Genomic DNA, 23,300 nt, shown 5'->3' with positions numbered 1-23,300 from the left:
ACCCTGATTGTGGTGGTTGTCCGCATCCGTTCCATATGCTCGGATGCTAGGTGGCTCAGGAGGAGCGCAGCGGCTTCCTGGCCTCGATGAGGAACCGTGTCGTGTGGGCGACGAAGGGCCCTTCGGTACGGATCTGCTCGTCCAGTGCCTCCAGCCGGTCCCGGTACTCCTCGACCGTGAAGCCCGGCACCATCCAGATCACCTTGCGCAGGAAGTAGACGACGGCGCCGATGTCGTGGAACTCGGTGCGCAGCTTCTCCTGGCGCAGATCGGCCACCTGGAGCCCGGCGGCCTCGGCCTCGGCGCGCGCCTTGCCCGGGTCGCGCCTGCCCCGGACGTCGGCGGACTGCGGGCCCAGGAAGTACTCGACCAGCTCGAACACACTGGCGGGTCCGACCTGTTGGGAGAAGTAGCTGCCGCCCGGGGTGAGCACCCGGGCGATCTCCGTCCACCAGGTCTGTACGGGGTGACGGCTGGTCACCAGGTCGAAGGCGCCGTCGCCGAACGGCAGCGGCGGCTCGTCGGGGTCGGCGACGACCGCGACGCCGCGCGGGTGCAGCAGGGCGGTGGCCCGGGCGACGTTCGGCGGCCACCCCTCGGTCGCGACGGCCAGCGGCGGCAGCTGCGGGGCGGCCGCCAGGACCTCGCCGCCGCCGGTCTGCACGTCGAGGGCGGCCGTGGCCCGGGCCCAGCGCGCGGCCATGGCACGGGAGTACCCCCAGGACGGGCGCTCCTCGGTGGCCCGTCCGTCCAGCCAGGAGAAGTCCCAGCCGTCCACGGGGGCGGCCGCCGCCTCGGCGATCAGGTCTTCGAAGGTGCGGGTGTTGTGGTTGCGGATGGTTTGCGCCATATCGCGGACCCTACGCGTCTTGCGCGGCGGAAGGGGCCCGATTTCCGCCCGGCGGCTACGCGGCGAGGCCGCCGAGGAGCAGCCCGAGGTAGCCCCCGGCGATCATGAAGGGGCCGAACGGGATGGCCGCGCGGCGGTCGGCGCGGCGCGCCAGGATCAGCCCGAGGCCGTACGTGCCGCCGGCCGCGAACCCCGCGAAGGCGCCGGTGAAGAGGATGCCCCAGCCGTACCAGCCGAGCACCACGCCGAGGCCCACGGCGAGTTTGACGTCGCCGAAGCCGAGGCCGGCGGGGTTGACGAGGAAGAGCACGAAGTAGGCGCCGCCCAGGGCCAGTCCGCCGAGCAGGGCGTGTCGCCAGGAGCCCTCCGGGTGCGGTGCGAGGGCGGCGGCGCCGAGGAGGAGGGCGGCCGCGCCGGCGAGGGGGAGGGTGAGCACGTCCGGCAGCCGGTGCACGCGGGCGTCGACGGCGGCCAGGAGGGCGGCGGGGGGCAGCAGGAGCAGCCAGACGGCGAGTTCGGGGTGGGGGCCGGTGGTGGCGGCGAGGGCGGCGGCGGTGACGGCGGTCGCGGCGCCCCACCGGGGGCTGGGTGGTGGGCCCGGTCCCGGGCGCCTCCTTGAGGTGGCAGCGCGGTACGACCACGGCAACCGCCTTCGCCGCGCCCTTGTGGTCCTGCGTGGCCGCGATGACCGAGTGGCCCGCCGTCTTGTTGGTCCGCACGGCCACCTCGTAGGTGGGCTCGGGCCGGAAGGAGAGCGCGCAGGTGTCGGCCGCGGCGTCGTTGCGCGAGGCGAGCTCACTCGCCGCCGGGCAGGAGTCGTGCGGGATCAGCCCGCCCCGGTCGCCGTCCAGCAGCTGCTGCCAGCGCACGAGGTCGAAGGTGTCGAGCAGGCCGTCCCTGAGCTGCTCCCGGAAGTCCTGGGCCGCCGCGAGGGCCGCCGCGTCCGCCGCCGTCTGGGCCTCGTTGCGCTTCATCGCCGCCTGGCCGACCGCGAAGTACGCGAACGCGAGGAAGAGCAGACCGGCCACCGCCGTGATGTAGACGGGGAAGGCCTGCCCTCGGTCGCCGGTGAGCCGGCGGGTGACGGGTGGGGTCAGGGGTTGATCTTGTTGATCGCCGCCGTGATCTTCCCGGCGATCGTCGTGCCGAAATTCGTCTGCGTAAGCACCAGAATGATCGCCACCACCACGATGATGATCCCCATGTACTCGACCGCGCCCTGCCCCCGGTCCCCCCGCCGCCGCAGCGCCGTCGCCGTGGTGTTCAGCCAGCCGTGGACCCGGATCCTGGCGGCGGTCGCGGGCTTGAGGAGCTTGTCGTTCATGGTGGTCCCCTCCGGGGTCTACGGCGGTGCCGCGCTCGACAGCCGCACCGTACCCGGGCCCTCCGGTTCCGGCACAGGGCCCCTGGGCCCAATTCCGCAGCGGGGAGGGGAGGCGGCGGCCCGGCGTCCGGGACCAGGAGAGACGGCGAAGGTCCGGGGGCCTCATCCCGCCACCCCCCGCTCCGCCCGCGTCCCCAGCCACGTCGCGACAGCCTGTGTACGGCTGTTGCTGTGTAGCTTCGCGAAGATCCGGTTGATGTGGTTCTTCACCGTCTTCTCGCTGATGAAGCAGGCGGCGGCGATCTGCTGATTGCTCATGCCCACCGCGATCAGCTCCATCACCTCCGTCTCCCTCCTGCTCAGCCGGTGCGCCCCAAGTCCCTTGCGCAGGAGCGGAGTTTGCCTCCGCGCTCCCGCTGACGACTGTCCCACATCCAGTTGCATCCGCGAAGCCTCTTCGTTCGGATTTAACGAAATCGACCGGGTCATGACACTTGGAGAGGTGGCGGGGCTGACCACTCCCCCGGCCCCCGCCGTGTCACCCAGTGCCCTCGCCGCCGTCACCGAGAAGTGTCCGCGGCCCTCGCCGATGTCCCGTACCGCGCCCACCAGTTGTTCCACCGTGAACTCGCCGTGCACCAGATAGCCGCGCGCCCCCAGCCGCAGCGCCTCGCGTACGGTCTCGGCCTCGCCGCTGTACGTCAGCATCATCACCGGCGCCACCCGCACCAGACGGGGCAGGGCCGCGAGACCGTCCACGCCGGGCATCCGTACATCGAGCAGGACGACGTCCGGCCGGTGCAGTAGGGCCGCCTCGTACGCCTCGCCGCCGTCCGCCGCCTCGGCCACGACCCGGGTGCCGCCCCGGCCGTCGAGCAGCGCGGTGAGCCCGGCCCGTACGACCGGGTTGTCGTCCGCCACCACCACCCGTGTCACACCCCGCTCCTCTCCAGCGCGGCCAGCGGCAGGTCCAGGCGGACCTCCGTGCCCCGCACCGCCTCGCCCCGGCCGATACGGATGCGCGCGCCGAGGTCCGCCGCGCGCTCGACCATGCCGACCAGGCCGAAGTGGCCCGCCCGGCGCAGCCCGTCGAGCGTGGTGCCGGGGGGCAGGCCGCGCCCGTCGTCGTACACGCTGATGCGGAGCACGTCCCCGACCACGCCCGCCGACACGTCCACGCGCGCGGGGCCGGCGTGGCGGTGGGCGTTCTCCAGGGCCTCCGAGGCGATCGTCAGGAGCTGGCGGGCGACCGGGTGCGGGACCCGCGTCGCGGGCCCGCCGTCCAGGGAGAGGGACCGGTAGCTCACGCCCGTCTCCCCGCCGCGCGCCGCGAAGTCCCTCACGCGCGCGGCCAGTTCCGCCAGTACGTCCACTCCCCCGTCCGGGCCCGGCTCGCGGCGCAGATCGGCGAGGAGCTCGCGGGACTCGGCGGCGGCGCGCCGGGCCGAGCGGGCCACCAGCGTCGCCCCCCGGCGGACCGCCACCGGGTCGGCGCGGTCGGCCGAGGCCGCCAGGCCCTCGGCGGCGAGCGCCACACCGTACAGGGTCTTGGCGACCGAGTCGTGCAACTCGCGGGCCAGCCGGGCCCGTTCTTCCTCCACCGCCAGCCTCGCCCGTGCCTCGGTGAGCGCCCGCGAGGCCATCCCGAACCGCAGCAGCAGGCCCCGCAGCGCGACCCCGGCCGCGCCCGCCAGCACACAGAAGCCGGGCAGCAGCAGGGCCGGGGCGACCGGCTGGTGGTGGCGGTGCTGGGCCATGTACGCGAGCGCGAGGATCACGCACTGGAGCCCGGCGAAGACGCCCGCGCCCCGCCACCCGTACACCAGGCCCGCGAGCAGCGGGGTGCAGACGACGACGTAGCCGAGCGGGGAGTCGGCGGTCGCGGTGAACAGCAGCAGCGCGCCGGAGGCGGTGTCCACGCCGAGCAGACACGGGTGGCGCAGCAGCAGCGGGCCGAAGCGCTCCCAGTCGCGGTAGAGCGCGTACGAGCCCATGAAGGTGATCAGTACGGCCCCGGAGACCAGCCATGTGGCCACACCCCGGGCCGAGTTGGCCAGGGCGAAGGGGGTGGCGAGCCCTATCATCGCCAGCCGGAACAGGAAGACCTGGCGGCACAGCGCCTGGAGGGCGTTGAGCTGGAGGGAGACCTCGGGCTCGGGCGACGGCGGGCCCTCCGGCCGCGGCTGCTTCCGCATGGCGCTCCCCTCACTTCCCCGTGAGCGAGCCGATGTCGGCCTCGGAGCCGAGCAGCATCGCGGACGCCATCAGGATCATGGTGGCGGGCACCATGAAGGTGGTGACCATCAGCGTGGCCTTGGGTACCGCCTTGGCGGCCTTGCGGCGGGCGTTCTGGGCGTCGGTGCGGCGCATGTCGGTGGCGATCGCTATCAACGTGTCCACGATGGGCGCGCCGAGCTCCTCGCCCTGCTGAAGGGCCGTGACGAACATGGCGACCTGCTCGGAGTCGTTGCGCCGGCGCAGGTCGTCGAAGGCCTGGCGGCGGCTGACCCCCATGTCCATCTGGCGCAGCGCTATGCGCACCTCGTCGGCCCAGGGCCCCTCGTACTTCTCCGCGACCCGCTCCAGGGCCTGGCGGAAGCCGAGGCCCGCCGAGACCACGACCGCGAGCACGTCGAGGAAGTCCGGCAGGGTGCGCTCGATGTCGTCGCGGCGGCGGCGGACGGCCGCCCAGATGCCGACCTCGACCCAGTAGTACGCGAACGCGACCATCAGCAGGGCGAGCAGGTAGTTGCCGCCGGAGACCATCACCACCGCGCCGACCGCGCCGAGCGCCCCGTACACCGCGCGCCGCGCCGCGTACCGGTCGATGGTCAGGCCCCCGGGGTTGCCCGCCATGTCGATCCTGCGGCGCTTCTCGCTGACCCGCTTGGGGCCCATCAGCCGCAGAACGAGCGGGGCGTAGCGGATGCCGAGGCGGTCGATGGCGCCGCCGGTGCGGGTGGTGCGGGTGGCGCCGACCTCCAGGGCGAGGGCCAGGTCGCCGGGGAGCTTGGCCTCGGCGCGGTACATCCGCACGCCCTGGAAGGCGCCCAGGACGCTGAGCCCGCCGATGAGTCCCAGGATCAGTTCCATGCCCGCCCCCTCAGACGTCGATCTTCGAGATGCGGCGGATCGCGACGAAGCCGAGCGCGTAGAGCCCGAGCGCCACGACGACCGCGGCCTGGCCCAGGAACGAGCCGGTCATCTTGGCCAGCGAGCCCGGCGCGATCTGGTTGACGAGCAGCATCGCACCGACCCCGATCGCCGGAACCGCGTACGCCGTGGTGTTCACCTGGGACAGCTGGGTGCGCACCTCGCGGCGGGTCTCCTTGCGCTCCTCCAGGGTGGTGGTGAGGTTGCGCAGCGAGTTGACGACCGCGCCGCCCGCCCGGTTGGAGAGGATCAACGTCGATACCAGGATGACCAGTTCGCGCGAGGGCAGCCGCTTCGCCAGCTCGCCGAGCGCGTCGTCGAGGGTGCGGCCGACGGCGAGCTGGTCGGCGACCGTCTTGAGCTCGTCGCCCGCCGGGGCCTCCAGCTCGTCCGCCGCCATGGCGATCGCGGTGCGCAGGGCGAGCCCGGCCTGGGTGGCGTTGGCGATCACCCGGGAGATCTCCGGGAGCTGGTTGATGAACGCCTCGGTACGCCGGGTGCGCTGCCAGTTCAGGAAGGTGTTGGCGGCCCACAGCCCGGCCAGCGCCGCGAGCGGGCCGAAGAAGGAGGCGAGCACCGAGGCCGCCACCACCCACAGCCCGACCACTCCGGCGAGGACGTAGACGAAGAACTCACCGGGGGTGAGGTCCAGGCCGGTCACCGCGAGTTTGCGCTCGATGCGCTTGCCGACGGCGGTGCGGCGCAGCCTGCGGTCCACCCCGGCGAAGGGCCGCCGGCGCCCGGCGGACGGCAGCTCCCCGGCGGTGGAGAGCCGTTCGACCAGGGCCCGGCGCTGGGCGCGCCCGGTGGCGTACACGTGCACACCGACGACCGCCGCCGTGCAGGCGAGCAGTGTGACCCCGATCGTCAGCTGGGTGAGTGCGGACATGGGCGGTGCTACCTGGCCTCTCGGGTGGCGAGCTGTTCGTCGAAGGAGGCGATGCCGAACGCCTGCGGCACGGGCTGGCCCGCGAGGTAGAGGCGTTCGGCGACGCGGCGCGGGAGCGGGAAGTGGCGGAACTCGCCGTGGACGCGCCCGTCGGCGGTCATCGGACGGGGCTCGAACCGGGCGACGGTGGCGAGCCGGTAGGGGTCGCGGCCGTGCGAGTCGAGCAGGGCGATCTCGGTGACCCGGCGGGAGCCGTCGGCGTGCCGGGTGAGCTGGACCAGGACGTCGACGGCCGAGTTGATCTGGTCGTGCAGCGCCTCGAAGGGGATCTTGATCTCGGACATGGAGGCCAGTGTCTGGAGCCGCATCAGGGCGTCCTCGGCGCTGTTGGCGTGGACGGTGGCCAGCGAGCCGTCGTGGCCGGTGGACATCGCCTGGAGCATGTCGAGGGACTCGCCGCCGCGCACCTCGCCGACCACGATCCGGTCGGGGCGCATCCGGAGCGAGTTGCGGACCAGGTCGCGGATGGAGACATGGCCCTTGCCCTCGACGTTCGCCGGGCGGGCCTCCAGGCGGATCACATGGCTCTGCTGGAGCTGGAGTTCGGCGGAGTCCTCGATGGTGATGATGCGCTCGTGCTCGGGGATGAGGCCGGAGAGGGCGTTCAGCAGGGTCGTCTTGCCGGTGCCGGTGGCGCCGGAGACGATCACGTTGAACTTCGCCTGGATCAGCCCGGCGAGCAGCATCAGCATGGACTGGTCGAGCGAGCCGAAGGCGATCAGCTCGGGGAGCGTGAAGGAGCGCGGGAAGCGGCGGATGGTGAGGGTGGCGCCGGTCAGCGAGAGCGGCGGGATGATCACGTTGACGCGCTCGCCGGACGGCAGCCGGGCGTCCACCATCGGGTTGGACTCGTCGACGCGGCGGTTGACGGTCGACACGATCCGCTCGATGGTCTGCATCAGCTGCTCGTGCGAGGCGAACCGCATCGGCAGCCGCTCGACCCGCCCGCCGCGCTCCACATAGATCTGGTCGGGGCCGTTGACCATGATCTCGGTGACGGACGCGTCCTCCAGGAGCGGTTCCAGTACGCCCAGGCCCAGCGCCTCGTCGACGACCCGGCGGATCAGCTGGGCCCGCTCGCCGGTGGACAGGACCGGGCCCTCGCGGCTGAGGATGTGGCCGAGGACGCGTTCGAGCCGCGCCCGGCGCTCGGCGGCGGCGAGCGAGGACATCTCGGCGAGGTCGATCTCCTCCAGGAGCTTGCCCCGGTAGGCGGCGACGAGGTGCGCGTCTCCCTCGCCGCCCCGGCTCTCCTCGGGGGCGGTGATACGGGCCCGCAGGCTCATGTGGCGTGCCTCCTCGGTCAGTTGCTGTCGTCGCAGGGCATGGTGGCGCTCTTGTGGACCGGGCCGAAGTGGTCGATGCCGGGGAAGACGGACGGGATGGAGACGGTGACCGTGGCGGTCACCGTGGAGCCGGGGCAGCCCGAGACGCCGATCTCGCTGCGTCTGCCGACCCACTCGCTGACGGCGGCCTTCCCCGCCCGGGCGGCGCCGCCCGCCCGCTCGGTCTGGGCGCCGGTGCGGGCGGCGGCCCGGGCGGCCGTGCCCGCCTGCTGGGCGGCGTACGCGGCGAGCCCCAGCTGGACGCCGGCGAGCGCGACCAGGAGCAGCAGCGGCAGGAAGCCGAGGTACTCGACGGCGGCCGAGCCCCGGTCGCTCCCGCGTCCGCGGCGCCTCACGGCGTCTCCTCCCGCGCCGCCCCGGCCCGCCCGTGCACCGTGAACGGGAAGGACAGCGCCCCGGGGAAGAGCACCGGGACCTTGATCGCGACGGTGGCCGTGAAGACGTCGGGGTCGCCGCCTCCGCCGCACCCCGTCCCGACCTCCCAGCCGTCCGGGGCGGCCGCCCGCATCGCCGCCTCGCACGCCGCCGCCCCCCGCGCCCCCTCGTCGGCCACGTGCCCGGCGACGGTGTACGTGTAGCCGGTGAGCACCAGCTGCCAGATCGCGGCGAGGGTCACCAGGATGATCGGCACCATCCCGGTGAACTCGACGATGATCTGGCCCCGGTCCCGGTCGGCCGGTGTCCGTATGCCCCTCATCCGTGCCCCCGGCGCCGCAGTACGAGGGTTCCCCGGCCGCTCTTCTCGGGCGCCGGGCCGACCCCCTTGACCAGGCCCAGCTCGCCCGCGAGCGTCCACAGCGCCTGCTTGACCGTGGACTTGGCGTCCAGGTCGTGCAGCCGGCCCGCGTCGACGACGGCCTGGAGCTCCTTGAAGTTGGCGGGGACTGAGGTGCGGGTGACCCGGGTGCCGGTGACCTTCTGGACCAGCGGGGGCTGGATCTCGGTGGCGCGGGTGTGCCGGTTGACCACGGTCGTGGTCTCCTCGGCCTTGCGGATCTGGAGGCGGTCCCACATCCGGACGATCCGCTTGGCGGCCCGGACCGAGACCACGTCGGGGGTGGTGACCAGGACGGCGGTGTCGGCCAGTTCGACGGCGGCGGCGTTGGCGGCGTTCATCTGGGTGCCGCAGTCCGCGATCACCACCTCGTAGCGGTGGCGCAGGGCGGAGAGGATCTGGCGGGCCGCCCGGTCGGTGACCTCCTCGGCACGTTCGCCGTCGCCCGGGGCGAGCAGCAGGCCCACGCCGCTGGCGTGGGTGAACAGGGCGTCCTGGAGGACCCGGGGCGAGATGTCGGTGATGGTGGCGAGGTCCGCGATGGAGCGGCGGAACTGGACGTCGAGGTAGGAGGCCACGTCACCGGCCTGGAGGTCCATGTCGACCAGGGCCGTGGTGCGGCCCGACGCCCTCGCCGCGAGCGCGAGGTGGATGGCGGTGACCGTGGCGCCGACCCCGCCCTTGGCGCCGGTGACGGTGACGACCGTGCCGCCGGGACCGCTGGAGGCCTCGCCCCCGCCGCCCAGATGGCGGCGCACCCCGACCGACCACTGGGCGGCCGCCTGCACCCGGCTGACCAGCTCCTCGTAGTGCAGCGGCAGGGTGACCAGGCCGCGCGCGCCCGAGTCCATGGCGGCGGCGAACAGGCCGGGGCCCGCGTCCGAGGTGATCAGGACGACGCCGACGGCGGGGAAGCGCAGGGCGACCTCGCGCACCAGGTCGAGGGCGGGCACCGGGCCGATGCGCTCGTGGACCAGGACGACCTCGGGCAGCTCGTCCAGGGAGTCCCCGGCGAGCCGGGCCAGGGTGTCCAGGAGCTGGGTGGAGTCCGCGACGGGCGCGGCGGGTTCGGCGTCGGGGAGCTGGCTGAGCAGGGTGGTCACGGACCGGGCGGCGTCGGCGTCCTGGACGGCCGGGAGGATCCTGGTGGTCATCCGAACCTCACTGGTCCTTTTCGAGGCGGTACGTACGGTCGCCGGGCGGCACCGGGGAGTCGCCGCCGGGTGCGACGAGCGCGAGCCGCACGTGCTGGGCGAAGGACTCCGCGTACGCGACGCGCTGGGCGTCGAGGGTGCCGAGGGCGAAGGTGATCGGGACCGCCTCGGTGCTCTTGTTGCGGTCGTCGCGGCCGGGGTCGAGGGGGGTGAGTTTGCCGACGTCGAGGACCCGGGCGCCGGAGACGATGATCTTCGACTGGGGGGTGTCGCCCTGCTTGGCGGCGGCGAAGGTGGCGAAGATGTTGACCGAGGAGCCCGGCTGGATCTTGCCCGCCACCCCGGTGGCCGCGTCGATCATGATCGCGATCTCCTGCTCACCCGGCCGGAGTTGGGGCCGCTTGACGATCATGTCGGACTGGAGCAGCGATCCGGCCCTGAGCCGGGTGACGGCGATCATCCCGCGGAGGGCGGAGAGGTCGGTGACCGCGTTGTCCGGAAGCCACCGCTCGGGCATCGACGTCTTCTCGAACTGACTGTCCTTGAGCTCCTTGTAGGGCTCGATATCGCCCTTGACCCGGTACGCCGTCACCTCGGGGCCGACCTTCGAGTTGGCGTCGTGGATCACCGAGAGGACCCCGGCGAAGGCGCCCGCGGCGCACAGGACCGAGACCAGGAGAAGGATGACGCCACGGCGCTGGCGGGAGTTCATTGACCGTACGACCTCGTTCGATGACAGGGGACTGAGCGGACAAGGCCACCGGGCGGGCTGCGCGGCGGCTAGCTGTACGTGCCTCCCGCGGGCAGCCGGAGCTCGGGGGCGGGGACGGGGGAGGCGCAGAACCCGCAGCGGTCGCCGATGAGTTCCATGCCGCACCACCGGCACGACTCCCGTCGCACGGAGGCCACGAGCTGGTAGAGCACGGACAGATCGGGCAGATGGGCGGCGAACTCGGTGAGCCTGGACGTCCCCCACCAGTCGGGCGAGTACCCCGGCAGCGGGACTTCCAGTACGGCGCCGACCTGCCAGGCGGCGGCGAGCGTGCCGGTGACCCACTCGGAGGGCGCCGCGGCCCCCGCCACCAGCAGATGGCAGGCGTAGTCGGGCCCCTCCAGATCGCCCGCGCCGATCCTGACCAGCTGCGGCGCCGGGTGGGCGACGACCGCGAACTGACTGCCGGGCAGCCAGGACTTGGCGTGCGTCTTGAGGCCGACCGGGACGCGGTCGAGCCGGGTGACGGAGTTGAGGACGGCGCCCGCGTGGACGTAGTGCGCGAGGAGGCGGGCCGCCGAGGCGAGCACGCCGGGGCTGAAGTCGCACACCGAGAGGCGGCTCAGCTGCTGTGCGAGCACGGCCAGGCCGAGCGGCGGCAGAGGCGATCCGATCAGCGCGATCCGGTCGCTCTCCAGGATCGAGCGGACGGTGTGCAGCCGCCGCTCGTGGGCGGCCGGAAGCGAGTCCGGGTACAGCACGATCACATGGCCGTGCAGATCGAGCAGGCGGTGCGCGTGGGCGAGCGCGGCGTCGAGCGGCTGGACGTCCGGGGACGAGAAGACCGCCGGCGGCGGCGTATGCGGATCGGCCGCGGGTAACACCAGGTCCGGGCTGGTGACGGCTATCGCGGTTGGCACATCAAGTCCCCGTTCCCTCGGCCCGTGGCGGGCCCCCTCAGCCGTAAGTGATCACCGCACTTCCCCCCTGAAGCAGCACTGTATCCACGAGATAGCTGCGCGTGAACAGTCTTCTCGTTTCTGTGATGCCACGAGAGGCGCCAGAGGTCTTGACAACAGGATTGGTCTGGACCAGCTTGTACGCACAGCGCGCGCCCACCTCCCCACCGACCTCCCAACTCCCCCACCGGAGGCAGCAAGTGAAACGAGCAAGCGGCAGAATCGGCCTGGCCGTGGCCGCGGCCGGCGCCCTGTCCATGGCCGGGCTCACCGGCACCGCGTACGCGGCGGACGTCAACAACGCCAAGAACGCGGGCTTCGAGTCGGGGCTCGCCAACTGGAGCTGTACGGCCGGGAGCGGCGCCGCCGTCTCCTCCCCCGTGCACGGCGGCTCCGCCGCCCTCAAGGCGTCCCCGTCCGGCTCCGACACCGGCCAGTGCGTCCAGACCGTCGCCGTGAAGCCCAACTCCACGTACACGCTGAGCTCCTGGGTCCAGGGCTCGTACGTCTACCTCGGCGCCACCGGCACCGGGACCAGCGACGTCTCCACCTGGACGCCCGGCACCGGCGGCGGCTGGAACCAGCTGTCGACCACGTTCAGGACCGGCGCCTCCACCACCTCGGTGCAGATCTACACCCACGGCTGGTACGGCCAGCCCGCCTACTACGCCGACGACATCTCGGTGTTCGGCCCGGACGGCGGCGGGGGCGGCGACCCGGCCCCGACGATCCCGGCGGCCCCCGGCGGCCTCGCGGTCGGCTCGGTGAGCTCCTCCTCCGTGGACCTCTCCTGGGGCGCGGTCTCCAACGCGACCGGGTACAACGTCTACCGCGACGGCGCCAAGGTGCAGTCGGTGAGCGGCGGTTCGGCGACCGTGACCGGGCTGAGCGCGTCGACCTCGTACCAGTTCCAGGTGACCGCGACCAACGCCGCCGGGGAGTCCCCCAGGTCGGCGGCGGTGACCGGGAAGACGTCCGCGACCGGCACCCCGGGCGGCGGGACCGTGCCCAAGCACGCGGTGACCGGGTACTGGCAGAACTTCAACAACGGCGCGACCGTCCAGAAGATCAGCGACGTGCCCGCGAACTACGACATCATCGCGGTCTCCTTCGCCGACGCCACCGGCACCCCGGGCGGGGTGACCTTCAACCTCGACACCAACGGCCTCGGCGGCTACGGCGTCGAGCAGTTCAAGGCGGACATCGCCGCCAAGCACGCGGCCGGCAAGTCGGTGATCATCTCCATCGGCGGCCAGAACGGCACGGTGTCGATCAACGACTCGACGTCCGCGACGAACTTCGCCAACTCCGTCTACTCGCTGATGCAGACGTACGGCTTCGACGGCGTCGACATCGACCTGGAGAACGGCCTCAACTCGACCTATATGACGCAGGCGCTGCGCTCGCTGTCGTCGAAGGCGGGCAGCAAGCTCGTCATCACGATGGCGCCGCAGACCATCGACATGCAGTCGACCTCGGGCGAGTACTTCAAGACGGCGCTCAACATCAAGGACATCCTGACCGTCGTCAACATGCAGTACTACAACAGCGGTTCGATGCTCGGCTGCGACGGCAAGGTCTACTCGCAGGGCTCGGTCGACTTCCTGACCGCGCTCGCCTGCATCCAGCTCCAGGGCGGCCTCGACCCGTCCCAGGTGGGCCTCGGCCTGCCGGCCTCGACGAGCGGCGCGGGCAGCGGCTACGTCTCCCCGTCGGTGGTGAACGCGGCCCTGGACTGCCTGACCGCGGGCACCAACTGCGGCTCCTTCAAGCCCTCGCGCACCTGGCCGGGACTGCGGGGCGCGATGACCTGGTCGACCAACTGGGACGCCAAGTCGGGCAACGCCTGGTCGAACGCGGTGGGACCGCACGTCCACGCACTGCCGTAACTCCCCGATCCGTCGGGTTTCCCCGCGCCCCACCAGGGGCGCGGGGAAACCTCGTGTCACGGCTTGGGCAGGGTGCAGCCGGGCCGGTTCAGGTCGAACTTGTTGCCGGTGCCTATGCAGGGGACGATGATGTACGTCTGCTGGGCGTAGTTGATCTTGTAGCGGACGGTGACCTTGCCGTTCTGGTCCACCTCGCACGGGTTGTTCTCCGTGCAGCGCTGCCCGTCCTCGTTGCCGGTGTTGTTCACCGCGACCACCTTGCCGGTGGCGGTGTCGATGACCGGGGAGCCCGAGGTGCCGCCGATGGTCTGGCAGGCGGAGGTGTAGCGGACCGAGTCCTTCCAGGTCCAGTCGCCCTCCTTGAGGCGGTACGCGAACCCGTCGATGTTGCAGCTGTAGGTCCGCTTCCAGTAGCCGGAGACCACCTTGATGGCGGTGCCCGCGACCGGGTGCTGGTCGTTCAGCGTGAGCGCGCCGATCCCGTACTGGCTCTGGATCTGCGCGTACGTCCGGCTCAACTGGTAGACCGTGATGTCGGTGTCGGTCATCGTGGCGTACGAGACCTTGGTGGCCCGCAGGGTGCCGACCTTGCTTCCCGCGCCGTTGAGCAGCGAGAAGCTGCGCGAGGAGGCCTGGTCGGTGATGACCTCGCCGGCGGCCGGGAATCCGGTCTCCAGGCAGTGGCCGTTCGAGAGGATGAGAGCGGGGTCGTTCGGCTGGGAGCCGGGCGTACGGACGAGCGACCCGGAACAGTTGCTGAGCGCGACCGTTCCGGCGAAGTCGACCGCCTTGACCGTCGCCTTGGTGCCGCTGTGGGTGTGCGGCGCCGCGACGACCGGTGCCGCTCCCGCTCCGACGAGCAGCAGCGCCAGCACCGTGCCGACGAGAGGCTTCTTCATGTGGGGGTTCCCCTCTGAAGGGATCCAGGAGTGGGTTCTCCTGGACTTGTCATGCGCATTGTTGGGCGTGCCAACCCCCGTGGGCAACCGTTGAGTTCGGGCCAGTTGGATCAGCTGGGACTCCGTACGGGTGACCACACCCGGAAAGGGTGCGCCAGGGGCATCCCGTACGCCCGTACAGCCCACCGGCGCCAGTCGGACGATCGGATTCCCCGACTCGGCGCGCACCATTCACCCCATGGAGCCGCCCGAGAACGACCTTGACGGGATATCACCCACCCGGACCGGGCGCGGAGCGGCAAGCCTTGACGGTGACATGCCATGCACGGAAGCTCGGGGTGCGGCAACCCACCGCAGACGCACGACAGCCACAGCCACAGCAACGTCGACATGAACACCCCCACCTCTGGATCCCCAGGAGCATTCATGCGACTTCGTACGCGTACGCGCGCCACCCGCGCGCCGCGCGGCGGTGCCAGACGCTCGGCGGGCCTCGCGGCCCTGCTCGCGATGGCCCTCGCCGCCCCCCTGACCTCACACGCCACCGCGTCCCCGGCGCCCTCCCCGCGCGAGCGCGCGGACGTGGCCGCCGACGAGGCCACCACCCAGTACGAGATCCACGGCCCGGCCACCCCCGCCGCGCGCACCGCCATCGCCGCCACCGGGGTCGCCATCGACGAGGTGCGCGAGCACACCGTCGTGGTCAGCGCCGACGCGGCACAGGCGAAGAACCTGCGCACGCTCGGCTACACGCTCAAGGCGCTGCCCGGACCCCCGAACCGCACGAACGGCGCCAAGGCGCAGCCCTTCGACTTCCCGTCGGCGGACTCCAGGTACCACAACTACACCGAGGCGACGACGGAGATCGACCAGCGGCTCGCCCAGTACCCCTCGATCATGAGCAAGCGCGTGATCGGCAAGTCGTACCAGGGCAGGGACATCGTCGCGATCAAGGTGAGCGACAACGTCGCGACGGACGAGAGCGAGCCGGAGGTCCTCTTCACCTTCCACCAGCACGCGCGTGAGCATCTGACGGTGGAGATGGCGCTGTATCTGCTGCGCGAGTTCGGCGCGGGGTACGGCAAGGACGCGCGGATCACCAACATGGTGAACAGCCGCGAGATCTGGATCGTGCCGGACCTCAATCCGGACGGCGGCGAGTACGACATCGCGACCGGCTCGTACCGCAGCTGGCGCAAGAACCGCCAGCCCAACTCCGGTTCCTCGTACGTCGGTACGGACCTGAACCGGAACTGGAACTACAAGTGGGGCTGCTGCGGCGGCTCGTCCTCCAGCAAGGGCTCCGAGACGTACCGCGGCACGGCCGCCGAGTCCGCCCCCGAGGTGAAGGTCGTCTCCGACTTCGCCCGCAGCCGGGTGGTGGGCGGAAAGCAGCAGATCAAGGCGGGGATCGACTTCCACACGTACAGCGAGCTGGTGCTGTGGCCGTTCGGCTACACGTACAACAACACGGCGCCGGGCCTCACCCAGGACGACCACGACGCGTTCGCCGCGGTCGGCGGCAAGATGGCGGCGTCCAACGGGTACACGCCGGAGCAGTCCAGCGACCTGTACATCACCGATGGCACGATCGACGACTTCCTCTGGGGTACGCAGAAGATCTTCGACTACACGTTTGAGATGTACCCGGGTGAGTCGGGGGCGGGTGGGGGCTTCTACCCGCCGGACGAGGTGATCGAGCGGGAGACGGCCCGGAACCGGGATGCGGTGCTGCAGTTGCTGGAGAACGCGGATTGCATGTACCGGTCCATTGGGAAGGAGTCGCAGTACTGCGCGGGTACGTGACGGCGGGTTAATCCCCCCACCCCACGCCTCCTCCGCCTCGTCCTCCCCCACGAACACCACGTCCGCCCCCCGCGCCAGCTCCAGCAGCACCCGGGGATCCGAGCCCGAACGCCACAGTCCGGCCCGGTAGTTGACGTCGAACGACACCAGCGGCCGGCCGGGCGTGCGCGACAGCAGCGTCCGCGACAGCGCCAGGCAGCCGGAGGACAGCGCGGCCGTGATGCCGGACAGATGCAGCACCCGGCCCGACCACGCCAAGCCCCGCGGCACCGTCCCCGGCGACATCGCGGAGGCGGCCGACCCGGCCCGGTAGTACGCGACCTCGTGCGAGCCGTCCGAGCGGTCGTCGGCCGTACGGAAGTACACGCCGGTCGGCCGCTCAGGATCCCGGCGCACCCCGGACGTGTCCACCCCGTACGCGCGCACCGCCTCGACCAGGTGGTCCCCGAAGCCGTCCGCGCCGACCCTGCTGACCCACTTCACCGTGTGCCCGGCAGACGCGAGCGCGCACGCCACATTGGACTCGGCGCCGCCGATCCCCCGCTCGAAGGACGGCACATCGGCGAGGTGCCCCGGCCGGGTGGGCAGAAACGCGACCATGGACTCCCCGAGACAGACGACATCCACGTCCACCGTTGACGCTCCTCTCACCATTGACCCGACGTTGGCCCGGATGTTAGACAGCAGTAAGCGAGATACGCAACGGTCGTTGCGCATGATGCAACGGCTGTCGCAGCAGCGATCACGGAGGCTTCCATGGGGTTCCTGGCAGGACTGGCCGAAGAGCGCGTCGACCACCGCTTCAAGGGGCTCCCCCCGGACGCCGAGGGCCTGACCGTCGGCGAGCTGGCGGCCCAGCGCCGGAACCTGTTCACGGACGGCTTCACCACGCCCGTCCTCGCCCTCTCCGCCGAGCGCCTGGAGCACAACCTCGCGCTGATGGAGACGTACGCGACCCGGCACGGCCTCTCCTTCGCCCCGCACGGCAAGACGACGATGGCCCCCGAGCTCTTCGCCCGCCAGCTCGACCACGGCGCCTGGGGCATCACCCTGGCCGTGCCCCACCAGGTGCGCGTCGCCCGCGCGTTCGGCATCCGGCGGATCTTCCTCGGCAACGAGCTGGTGGACCCGGCGGCCCTGAAGTGGATCGCGGCGGAGCTGGCGCGGGACGCCGAGTTCCGGTTCATCTGCTACGTGGACTCGGTGCGCGGGGTCGAGCTGATGGACGCGGCGCTGGCCGGTGCGGCCCGCCCGGTGGACGTCGTCGTCGAGCTGGGCGCGGGCGAGGGCGCCCGCACCGGCGCCCGTACCGAGGCGGACTGCACGGCGGTCGCGGACGCGGTGGGCGCCACCCGCACCCTGCGCCTGGTGGGCGTCGCGGGCTATGAGGCCGAGGTCCCTGGGGCCACCCCGGAGCGGGTCGCGGCCTGGCTGCGCAGGCTGACCGCGCTGGCCTCGGAGTTCGACAAGGCGGGCCGCTTCTCGGGGACGGGCCTCGACGAGATCGTGGTCAGCGCGGGCGGCAGCGCCTGGTTCGACGCGGTCGCGGACGTCTTCGCCGAGATCCCCGAACTCTCCCTCCCTGTACTGAAGTTGCTGCGCTCGGGCGCGTACGTCTCGCACGACGACGGCCAGTACCGAAGGGTCACGCCCTTCAACCGCATCCCGGAAGAGGGTGCCCTGCACCCCGCGTTCCGCCTCTGGGCCCAGGTCGTCTCCCGGCCCACCCCCGACCAGGCGTTCGTGAACGCGGGCAAGCGGGACGCGGCGCACGACCTCGACCTGCCCGAGGCGCAGGTGGTGCGCGGGGCGGACGGGACCGAGCGCCCCGCGACCGGGATCGAGGTCACCGCGCTCTCCGACCAGCACGCCTGGCTGCGCACCTCCCCGGAGGCGGAGCTGGAGGTCGGCGACTGGGTGGGCCTCGGCCTCTCCCACCCGTGCACCAGCTTCGACAAGTGGCCGCTGATCCCGCTGGTGGAGGCGGACGGCACGGTCGTCGACTACATCCGCACCTACTTCTGATGCCCCTGATGGACCTCGTCGTACGCGGCGCCCGGGTGATCGACGGCAGCGGCGGACCCTCGTTCCGCGCCGACGCCGGCATCCGGGACGGCCGCATCGCGGCGCTGCGCCGCGAGGGCGGACCCCCGCTGTCCGGCACCCGCGTCCTGGACGCCGACGGGCTCGCCCTCGCCCCCGGCTTCATCGACATGCACGCGCACTCCGACCTGGCCCTGCTGCGCGACCCGGACCACAGCGCCAAGGCCGCGCAGGGCGTCACCCTGGAGGTCCTGGGCCAGGACGGGCTCTCGTACGCGCCCGTCGACGACCGCACCCTCGCCGAGGTCCGCAGGGCCATCGCCGGCTGGAACGGCGACGGTTCGGACATCGACTTCGACTGGCGCACGGTCGGCGCGTACCTGGACCGCCTCGACCGGGGGTTCGACGGCGAGGGCATCGCGGTCAACGCGGCCTATCTGATCCCCCAGGGCACGGTCCGGATGTACGCGATGGGCTGGGAGGACCGCGAGGCCACCCCGCAGGAGCTGGACCGGATGCGGCGGTTGGTGGCCGAGGGACTGGAGCAGGGCGCGGTCGGCCTGTCCTCCGGCCTCACCTACACGCCCGGGATGTACGCCCCGGACGCCGAACTGACCGCGCTCTGCGAGGTGGTGGCGCGGTACGGCGGCTACTACTGCCCCCATCACCGCTCCTACGGCGCGGGCGCCCTGCGCGCGTACGAGGAGATGGTGGAGCTCACCCGCGCGGCCGGCTGCGCGCTGCACCTGGCCCACGCCACGATGAACTTCGGCGAGAACGAGGGCCGCGCGCCGGAGCTCCTGGCGCTGTTGGACCGGGCCCTGGCCACCGGCTCGGACATCACGCTCGACACCTATCCGTACACCCCGGGCTGTACGACGCTCGCCGCGATGCTGCCGAGCTGGGCGGGCGCGGGCGGGCCCGAGGCGGTGCTGGCGCGGCTGCGGGACGGGGCGACGGCCGAGCGGATCCGCCACGACCTGGAGGTGGTGGGCTCGGACGGCTGCCACGGGGTGCCCATCGACTGGGAGACGATCGAGATCTCGGGGGTGGGCGACCCGGGGCTCATGTCCTACGTGGGCGAGACGGTCGCGCGGTCCGCGCGCGAGCTCGGCGAGGCGCCGTGGACGACCGCCCGCCGGCTGCTGGTCGAGGACGGCCTCGGCTCGACGATCCTCCAGCACGTGGGCCACGAGGAGAACGTCCGGGCGATCATGCGCCACCGCGTCCACACGGGCGGCAGCGACGGCATCCTCCAGGGCGCGAAGCCCCATCCGCGCGCCTATGGCACGTTCCCCCACTACCTCGGCCACTACGCCCGCGACCTGGGCGTCCTCCCCCTGGAGGAGATGGTCGCCCATCTGACCTCGCGCCCGGCGGCCCGACTGCGGCTCCCGGACCGGGGCCTGGTGAAGGAGGGCTACCGCGCCGACGTCGTCCTGTTCGACCCGGAGACGGTCGCGGCGGGCGCCACCTTCGAGCGGCCCCGGACCCTGCCCACGGGCATCCCGTACGTCCTGATCGACGGCAGGTTCGTCATCGAGGACGGGCGGCGCACGGACGTGCTGGCGGGGCGGGCGGTCCGCAGGACGCCCACCCCGCCCGTCATCTGACGAACCCTCAGAACACCCGCACGTTACGGGCGGTGTCCCACAGCATGTCCGCCCGCGGGCCGCCGAGCCCGCCGCGCCCGTCACCGTGGTAGGCGAACAGCTGGTAGTCGACGGGCCGCATGAGGTCGGAGATCCCGTCCCCGTTGACGTCACCGGTGGCCAGCACCGGGGCGTCCGCGGGCCAGGCGTACGGGAGCTTGGCGCGGCCGCCGAAGGTGCCCCGGCCGTTGCCCGGGTACAGCCACAGGTTCCGGGACCCGTCGCGGGCCACCAGGTCGGCCTTGCCGTCGCCGTTGAGGTCGCCGGGCGAGGCGAGCTGGTTCATGACGTTCCAGCCGCCGCCGACCTTCACACGGTCGCCGAAGATGCCCCGGCCACTGCCCGGGTAGGACCACAGCACGCCGGAGGTGTCACGGGCCAGCAGGTCCCGGCGGCCGTCGCCGTTGAGGTCGCCCGCCGCGCTGATCTCGCGCATCGCGTTCCAGCCGCCGCCGACCTTGACGCGGTCGCCGAAGGCGCCGTCGCCGCGGCCCGGGTAGAACCAGAGGATGCCGGAGCGGTCGCGGGCGTAGATGTCCTCCTTGCCGTCCCCGTTGTAGTCGCCGTGCCGGGTGAGCTGCGTCATCGCGTTCCAGCCGCCGCCGACGAGCTTGCCCTTGGTCACCCAGTTGGCGTCGCCGGCGCCCGACAGGAACCACAGCCGCCCGTCGTCCGCGCGCTCAAGCAGGTCGGGGCGGGCGTCGTTGTTCAGGTCACCGAACTGCGCCACCGCGGGCAGCCCGGCGGGCCGCTTCTCCTCGTCCTGGACGAACCAGTCCATCCACGGCACGCCCTGGGTGACCTCGTAGCTGGTGGTCGCCATGCGGATGGAGCTGACCTTGTTGTCCCACGCCCGGCCGATGGTGCCGCCGGTGAGGTCGTTGGGGCCGCTGTGCGGGTTGATGTAGTAGCGCTCGCCCTCGTAGTTGGCGTCCGTGGCCAGCGCGACGTACAGGTCGCTGTTGTTGACGAAGGACGAGAGCGAGTTGTTCCAGATGCCCAGGGTGGGGCGGCTGGACGAGATGATCTCCATCTTGCCCTTGAAGTCCCCGTACTGGAACACGCAGAGCTTGCCCGCCGGGCAGCGGTCGTAGTTCTCCGCGGCCGTCGCCTGCGGGGCGGCGGAGAGAAGGGTGGCCAGCGACGCGGCGACGGCGGTGGCCGTACCGATCAGCCGTCGGGCGGTGGTGCCGGGCATGGGCCGGACTCCGTTCGGAAGCAGAGGAAGCAGAGGAAGCAGAGGCATTAGAAGACGAGGTGGGTGGAGCGGGCCTGGGCGTACTGCCTCGGCGCCCGCAGGCCGCCGTCGGCGGCGCCGGTGCCCGGGTAGACGCGGAGCGCCTTCTGCCCCGGCGCGTGCGCGAGCAGGTCGGGGCGGCCGTCGCCGGTGACGTCACCGACACCCGCCAGCTCGGTGAGCCCGTTCCAGCCGCCGGTGCCGATGAGCTTGCGGTCGCCGAACGTGCCGCGCCCGGTGCCGGGGTAGAACCACAGCTTCCCGGCGGTGTCCCGGGCCACCAGGTCGGACCGCTGGTCGGCGTTCATGTCACCGGCCCCGACCAGTTCGTTCATGACCTTCCAGCCCCCGCCGACCTTCCGGCGGTCACCGAAGGCGCCGTGCCCGGTGCCGGGGTACGTCCACAGGGTGCCGGTGGTGTCGGCGGCGAGCAGGTCGGCGCGGCCGTCGCCGGTCAGGTCCCCGGCGGCGGTCAGATCGCGCATGGTGTTCCAGCCCCCGCCGACCTTGACGCGGTCGCCGAAGGTGCCGTCCCCCCGGCCGGGGTAGAACCACAGGACGCCGGAGCGGTCCCGGGCGAACAGGTCCTCCTTGGCGTCCCCGTTGTAGTCGCCGTGCCGGGTGAGCTGGGACATCGCGTTCCAGCCGCCGCCCACGACACGGGTGCGGCCCTTGCTCGCGTAGGTGTGGTCCGTCCACAGCTGCCCGAACCGGTCGCGCGCGTACAGGTCGCCGAAGCCGTCGCCGTCCGCGTCACCGAACACGGCGGCGGCCTGTCCTGCCGGGCGCTGCTTGTTCTCGAACTCCCACCAGTACGTCGGGAAACGCCCCTCGGAGCCGCAGAAGTAGTCGGCCTCGCGGTCCAGGTCGAGCGAGCTCACGGTGTTGTCGAGGTCCGGCCGGGAGCTCTCGTCGAAGGACACCTGGCCGGAGTAGTAGTGCGTGGCCCTGGCCCGCTCCGGGTCGCCGTCCAGGTCCGGCTCGCTGTTGAAGCAGACCGGCACGCCGGAGTAGTTCGCGAACGAGCTGATGCGGTTGTCCCAGGACCCGAGCCGCAGCATGGACCCGGAGACGACCAGCATGTCCCCCTTGCCCAGCGGCTCGCTGAAGACGCACAGCTTGCCCCACGCGCAGCGGTCGTAGCCGTCGGCGGCCTGGGCGGGCGCGGTGGTGACGGTGGCCGCGAGACCCGCCGTGGCGACGGCGGCGAGCCCGCCGCGTACGAGGCGCGAAGAGATGCGCGAGACCATGCGCGAAGACGTGGAACGCACGTGGTTCCCCCCCCCGGGTATGTGCGAATGCTGTGGAAAGTCAGCGGATCATAGCCCTCCGTCGACGATCAGTTCGAGCCAGAGTGCGTCGAAGGCGCCGCCTGCCCCCACACCGTCCGCGTACGCGACGCCGAGCCCGGCGGGGACAGCCCGGTGTTCGCCGTCCCCGCCGCCTGGGCTCAGTTCACCGCTGGGCTCGACGCGATGGCCGGGAGCAGATAGCCGAACACCGTGTCCGCCGCGGCTCGGTCGTCGATCTGGACGCGGCCCGCGCGTACCGCCGCGTCGAAGCCTGCGGCGAAGTCCGGTCCGGAGCCCAGGAGTTTGTCCAGGGTGTCGCGGGTGAGCACGATCGTCGCCTGCGGCTTGTCCACGCCGGGCGGCATGGTGTCGCCGCGGGTGTCGGTGTAGACGAGCACGCCGTCGCGCAGGACCGTGACGCCCGACTGGCCGGTGTTGGTGAAGGTCCACAGCAGGACGACCGGGTCGCGCTGCTCGGCGGCCCTCGGGCCGTCCAGGCGGGCGGCGAGAGCGGCGAAGTACTGGGCGGGGTTGGCGTGGCGGACCAGGTCGCCGACGACCGGGCGGGCGCCGGACGGCTGCGGGCCGGGGCGCAGATCGCGGGCCGCCGTCAGATAGGCGTTGCGCAGCGGGCCGTACTCGGCGAGGTAGCCGAGCTGGGTCAGGGCCAGCGCCTGGAGCGAGGTGGCGGCCTCCAGGACGGTGGGCGACACCGTCGCCGGGTCGCAGGCGGCGGCCACCACGTGGTCGAGGAGCTCGACGACCCGCTCGTAGCGGGGCGTCGCCGCGTCGTACTCCTCGCGCGCGGACGCGAGCACGGCCTCGGCGCCGCCCAGGGCCACCACGTACCGCTTGGCGGTCGCGGCGGAGGCGGGGGTCGCGGCGACCGCGTCGGTGGCCGCGACGAACTCGTGGCCCAGCAGGCGCAGCCAGGTCTGGCGGGTGGCCTGGGTGGCGGTGCCGACGTAGCCGGCGGCGTAGAACGGCTGGTTCGAGGGCTGGGTCTGGCGCCTGACCCAGGCGTCCCGGCGCGCGGCGAGCCGGGCGGCGACGGCCTTGTCGCCCCAGCCGGGCCACTCGTAGGCCCCGGCGACGATCTCGGCGACACCGCCGAAGGCCTTCAGGGTCTCGTCGAGGTGGCGGGCGCGTACGTCCCCGAGGCCGCCGAGCAGGCCGGGGGCCGTCAGATAGAGGACCTTGCGGTCGGGCAGGTAGACGTTCATCTCGGCCGGGGACTGGAGGCCGGCGGCGGGCTGGAGG

General features: G+C 72.3%; 21 protein-coding genes and 2 pseudogenes. 4 read left to right on the top strand and 19 right to left on the bottom strand.

The window, feature by feature from the left end:
- Positions 1 to 55 precede the first annotated feature (55 nt).
- The 14 genes and pseudogenes from A8W25_RS20735 to A8W25_RS20670 all read right to left on the bottom strand — a co-directional run bounded on the left by A8W25_RS20735 (position 56) and on the right by A8W25_RS20670 (position 11,183).
- A complete protein-coding gene (locus A8W25_RS20735; protein WP_067163537.1) occupies positions 56 to 850 on the bottom strand; it encodes a class I SAM-dependent methyltransferase in 795 nt (264 codons plus the stop codon).
- A gap of 55 nt (positions 851 to 905) precedes the next feature.
- Positions 906 to 1,496, bottom strand: a complete 591-nt coding sequence (locus tag A8W25_RS20730) for a prepilin peptidase (RefSeq protein WP_420708491.1) — start codon at positions 1,494 to 1,496, stop codon at positions 906 to 908.
- Between the two features lie 328 nt (positions 1,497 to 1,824).
- Positions 1,825 to 1,878: pseudogene (locus A8W25_RS35065) on the bottom strand (hypothetical protein); the annotation flags it as partial.
- Positions 1,879 to 1,943: 65 nt separating this feature from the next.
- Complete coding sequence (locus A8W25_RS20720) at positions 1,944 to 2,174, bottom strand: hypothetical protein (protein WP_067163534.1); 231 nt, start codon at positions 2,172 to 2,174, stop codon at positions 1,944 to 1,946.
- A 162-nt stretch (positions 2,175 to 2,336) separates the two neighbouring features.
- Entirely contained in the window at positions 2,337 to 3,110 is a 774-nt protein-coding gene (locus A8W25_RS33560) for a response regulator transcription factor (RefSeq protein WP_067163532.1), read from the bottom strand.
- A complete protein-coding gene (locus tag A8W25_RS33555; protein ID WP_067163530.1) occupies positions 3,107 to 4,369 on the bottom strand; it encodes a sensor histidine kinase in 1,263 nt (420 codons plus the stop codon). The genes A8W25_RS33560 and A8W25_RS33555 overlap by 4 nt, the downstream gene beginning before the upstream one ends.
- Positions 4,370 to 4,379: 10 nt before the next feature.
- Complete coding sequence (locus A8W25_RS20705) at positions 4,380 to 5,267, bottom strand: DUF5936 domain-containing protein (protein WP_067163528.1); 888 nt, start codon at positions 5,265 to 5,267, stop codon at positions 4,380 to 4,382.
- Positions 5,268 to 5,277: 10 nt separating this feature from the next.
- A complete protein-coding gene (locus A8W25_RS20700) occupies positions 5,278 to 6,216 on the bottom strand; it encodes a type II secretion system F family protein (RefSeq protein ID WP_067163527.1) in 939 nt (312 codons plus the stop codon).
- Positions 6,217 to 6,224: 8 nt separating this feature from the next.
- The gene (locus A8W25_RS20695) at positions 6,225 to 7,562 is read right to left on the bottom strand and encodes a CpaF family protein (RefSeq protein ID WP_067163525.1); all 1,338 of its coding nucleotides are present in this window, start codon (positions 7,560 to 7,562) and stop codon (positions 6,225 to 6,227) included.
- Positions 7,563 to 7,579: 17 nt separating this feature from the next.
- On the bottom strand, positions 7,580 to 7,957 hold the full coding sequence (locus A8W25_RS20690; protein WP_067163523.1) for a TadE/TadG family type IV pilus assembly protein: 378 nt from the start codon (positions 7,955 to 7,957) through the stop codon (positions 7,580 to 7,582).
- The gene (locus A8W25_RS20685) at positions 7,954 to 8,319 is read right to left on the bottom strand and encodes a TadE family protein (protein ID WP_067163521.1); all 366 of its coding nucleotides are present in this window, start codon (positions 8,317 to 8,319) and stop codon (positions 7,954 to 7,956) included. Before A8W25_RS20685 ends, A8W25_RS20690 begins: the two co-directional genes overlap by 4 nt.
- Entirely contained in the window at positions 8,316 to 9,551 is a 1,236-nt protein-coding gene (locus A8W25_RS20680) for an AAA family ATPase (RefSeq protein ID WP_067163519.1), read from the bottom strand. Before A8W25_RS20680 ends, A8W25_RS20685 begins: the two co-directional genes overlap by 4 nt.
- A 7-nt stretch (positions 9,552 to 9,558) precedes the next feature.
- Complete coding sequence (gene cpaB, locus A8W25_RS20675) at positions 9,559 to 10,263, bottom strand: Flp pilus assembly protein CpaB (protein WP_067163517.1); 705 nt, start codon at positions 10,261 to 10,263, stop codon at positions 9,559 to 9,561.
- Between the two features lie 68 nt (positions 10,264 to 10,331).
- Positions 10,332 to 11,183: a hypothetical protein gene (locus A8W25_RS20670; protein ID WP_234386510.1), complete on the bottom strand. Its 852-nt coding sequence runs from the start codon at positions 11,181 to 11,183 to the stop codon at positions 10,332 to 10,334.
- A gap of 125 nt (positions 11,184 to 11,308) precedes the next feature.
- Between A8W25_RS20670 and A8W25_RS20665 the strand changes: the two genes are divergently transcribed.
- Positions 11,309 to 13,111 (top strand): chitinase, encoded by a 1,803-nt coding sequence (locus A8W25_RS20665; RefSeq protein ID WP_079126297.1) that lies wholly within the window; start codon positions 11,309 to 11,311, stop codon positions 13,109 to 13,111.
- A 56-nt stretch (positions 13,112 to 13,167) separates the two neighbouring features.
- Here A8W25_RS20665 and A8W25_RS20660 read toward each other — a convergent pair whose 3' ends face one another.
- A complete protein-coding gene (locus A8W25_RS20660; protein WP_067163514.1) occupies positions 13,168 to 14,010 on the bottom strand; it encodes a S1 family peptidase in 843 nt (280 codons plus the stop codon).
- Between the two features lie 426 nt (positions 14,011 to 14,436).
- Between A8W25_RS20660 and A8W25_RS35060 the strand changes: the two genes are divergently transcribed.
- The gene (locus tag A8W25_RS35060) at positions 14,437 to 15,816 is read left to right on the top strand and encodes a M14 family metallopeptidase (RefSeq protein ID WP_067163512.1); all 1,380 of its coding nucleotides are present in this window, start codon (positions 14,437 to 14,439) and stop codon (positions 15,814 to 15,816) included.
- An 18-nt stretch (positions 15,817 to 15,834) separates the two neighbouring features.
- On the opposite strand, the pseudogene A8W25_RS35055 reads toward A8W25_RS35060, so the two are convergent.
- A pseudogene (locus A8W25_RS35055) lies at positions 15,835 to 16,470 on the bottom strand (sugar kinase); the annotation flags it as partial.
- A gap of 102 nt (positions 16,471 to 16,572) precedes the next feature.
- Between A8W25_RS35055 and A8W25_RS20645 the strand changes: the two are divergent.
- Both A8W25_RS20645 and A8W25_RS20640 read left to right on the top strand, forming a co-directional pair.
- The gene (locus A8W25_RS20645; RefSeq protein ID WP_067163509.1) at positions 16,573 to 17,841 is read left to right on the top strand and encodes an amino acid deaminase; all 1,269 of its coding nucleotides are present in this window, start codon (positions 16,573 to 16,575) and stop codon (positions 17,839 to 17,841) included.
- A gap of 8 nt (positions 17,842 to 17,849) precedes the next feature.
- Positions 17,850 to 19,472: an N-acyl-D-amino-acid deacylase family protein gene (locus A8W25_RS20640; RefSeq protein ID WP_067164287.1), complete on the top strand. Its 1,623-nt coding sequence runs from the start codon at positions 17,850 to 17,852 to the stop codon at positions 19,470 to 19,472.
- 7 nt (positions 19,473 to 19,479) lie between these two features.
- On the opposite strand, the gene A8W25_RS20635 is transcribed toward A8W25_RS20640, so the two are convergent.
- The 3 genes from A8W25_RS20635 to A8W25_RS20625 all read right to left on the bottom strand — a co-directional run bounded on the left by A8W25_RS20635 (position 19,480) and on the right by A8W25_RS20625 (position 23,263).
- Positions 19,480 to 20,709 carry an FG-GAP-like repeat-containing protein gene (locus A8W25_RS20635; protein WP_234386509.1) on the bottom strand — a complete coding sequence of 410 codons (1,230 nt, stop codon included), beginning with the start codon at positions 20,707 to 20,709 and terminating at the stop codon, positions 19,480 to 19,482.
- Between the two features lie 47 nt (positions 20,710 to 20,756).
- A complete protein-coding gene (locus A8W25_RS20630; RefSeq protein ID WP_234386508.1) occupies positions 20,757 to 22,019 on the bottom strand; it encodes an FG-GAP-like repeat-containing protein in 1,263 nt (420 codons plus the stop codon).
- Positions 22,020 to 22,198: 179 nt separating this feature from the next.
- Positions 22,199 to 23,263 carry an alkyl sulfatase dimerization domain-containing protein gene (locus A8W25_RS20625; protein ID WP_067163505.1) on the bottom strand — a complete coding sequence of 355 codons (1,065 nt, stop codon included), beginning with the start codon at positions 23,261 to 23,263 and terminating at the stop codon, positions 22,199 to 22,201.
- Positions 23,264 to 23,300: the final 37 nt, after the last annotated feature.

The organism is Streptomyces sp. ERV7 (assembly GCF_001653515.1).
Classification (GTDB): Bacteria; Actinomycetota; Actinomycetes; order Streptomycetales; family Streptomycetaceae; genus Streptomyces.
Note: the sequence above shows the minus strand (reverse complement) of the source record. Positions and strands in the feature narration are given on the sequence as shown.

Excerpts from the sequence above, each read along its gene's own strand:
- A8W25_RS20735 (WP_067163537.1), bottom strand. The coding sequence starts at position 850 with ATGGCGCAAACCATCCGCAACCACAACACCCGCACCTTCGAAGACCTG.
- A8W25_RS20720 (WP_067163534.1), bottom strand. The coding sequence starts at position 2,174 with ATGAACGACAAGCTCCTCAAGCCCGCGACCGCCGCCAGGATCCGGGTC.
- A8W25_RS33555 (WP_067163530.1), bottom strand. The coding sequence starts at position 4,369 with ATGCGGAAGCAGCCGCGGCCGGAGGGCCCGCCGTCGCCCGAGCCCGAG.
- A8W25_RS20705 (WP_067163528.1), bottom strand. The coding sequence starts at position 5,267 with ATGGAACTGATCCTGGGACTCATCGGCGGGCTCAGCGTCCTGGGCGCC.
- A8W25_RS20700 (WP_067163527.1), bottom strand. The coding sequence starts at position 6,216 with ATGTCCGCACTCACCCAGCTGACGATCGGGGTCACACTGCTCGCCTGC.
- A8W25_RS20695 (WP_067163525.1), bottom strand. The coding sequence starts at position 7,562 with ATGAGCCTGCGGGCCCGTATCACCGCCCCCGAGGAGAGCCGGGGCGGC.
- A8W25_RS20685 (WP_067163521.1), bottom strand. The coding sequence starts at position 8,319 with ATGAGGGGCATACGGACACCGGCCGACCGGGACCGGGGCCAGATCATC.
- A8W25_RS20680 (WP_067163519.1), bottom strand. The coding sequence starts at position 9,551 with ATGACCACCAGGATCCTCCCGGCCGTCCAGGACGCCGACGCCGCCCGG.
- cpaB (WP_067163517.1), bottom strand. The coding sequence starts at position 10,263 with ATGAACTCCCGCCAGCGCCGTGGCGTCATCCTTCTCCTGGTCTCGGTC.
- A8W25_RS20665 (WP_079126297.1), top strand. The coding sequence starts at position 11,309 with ATGCCACGAGAGGCGCCAGAGGTCTTGACAACAGGATTGGTCTGGACC.
- A8W25_RS20660 (WP_067163514.1), bottom strand. The coding sequence starts at position 14,010 with ATGAAGAAGCCTCTCGTCGGCACGGTGCTGGCGCTGCTGCTCGTCGGA.
- A8W25_RS35060 (WP_067163512.1), top strand. The coding sequence starts at position 14,437 with ATGCGACTTCGTACGCGTACGCGCGCCACCCGCGCGCCGCGCGGCGGT.
- A8W25_RS20645 (WP_067163509.1), top strand. The coding sequence starts at position 16,573 with ATGGGGTTCCTGGCAGGACTGGCCGAAGAGCGCGTCGACCACCGCTTC.
- A8W25_RS20640 (WP_067164287.1), top strand. The coding sequence starts at position 17,850 with ATGGACCTCGTCGTACGCGGCGCCCGGGTGATCGACGGCAGCGGCGGA.
- A8W25_RS20635 (WP_234386509.1), bottom strand. The coding sequence starts at position 20,709 with ATGCCCGGCACCACCGCCCGACGGCTGATCGGTACGGCCACCGCCGTC.
- A8W25_RS20625 (WP_067163505.1), bottom strand. The coding sequence starts at position 23,263 with ATGAACGTCTACCTGCCCGACCGCAAGGTCCTCTATCTGACGGCCCCC.